Below are 748 nucleotides of genomic sequence, written 5' to 3' on the forward strand. Positions count from 1 at the left end.
TGCGGCCGCTTCGCAAGCCGCGCTGCCGACCGATACCCAATCGACCGAGATCCGCAAGGCGATGCAGGACGCCTCCGCGTATATCCGCGGCCTCGCGCAACTGCGCGGGCGCAATGCCGAATGGGCCGAGCGCGCGGTGCGCGAGGCCGTGAGCCTGTCGGCGAGCGAGGCGCGCGCGCAGCATGTGGTCGACCTGATCGCGCAGGATCCGGCCGATCTCGCCCGCCAGCTCGACGGCCATAGCGTGACGACCACCGCCGGCACGGTGCGGCTCGCGACCGCGCATGCGCCGCTCGTCGTGGTCGAGCCCGACTGGCGCAGCCGCTTCCTGGCGATCATCGCCGACCCGAACGTCGCGCTGATCCTGCTGACGATCGGCATCTACGGCCTGTTCTTCGAGTTCGCGAACCCCGGCTTCGTGCTGCCGGGCGTCGCCGGCACGATCTGCCTGCTGGTCGGGCTGTTCGCGATGCAGTTGCTGCCGATCAGCTATGCGGGCCTCGGCCTCGTGCTGCTCGGTCTCGGCTGCCTGGTCGCCGAAGCGTTCCTGCCGACCTTCGGCGTGCTCGGGTTCGGCGGGATCGTGTCGTTCACGATCGGCGCGCTGATGCTGATCGACACCGACGTGCCCGGCTACGGGATTCCGTGGCCCGTGATCGCGAGCCTCGCGCTCGGCGGCGGGCTGCTCGTCGCGGGCGTATCGAGCGTCGCGCTGCGCGCGCGCCGCCGCCCGGTCGTGACGGGCGCC

1 pseudogene is annotated in these 748 nt (G+C 71.7%); it reads left to right on the forward strand.

Annotation, left to right across the window (positions count from 1 at the left end):
* Positions 1-748, forward strand: a pseudogene (locus tag G3N98_RS39405) (nodulation protein NfeD); the annotation flags it as partial.

Origin of the sequence: Burkholderia sp. Tr-20390 (genome assembly GCF_017104595.1) — a bacterium.
Classification (GTDB): domain Bacteria; phylum Pseudomonadota; class Gammaproteobacteria; order Burkholderiales; family Burkholderiaceae; genus Burkholderia.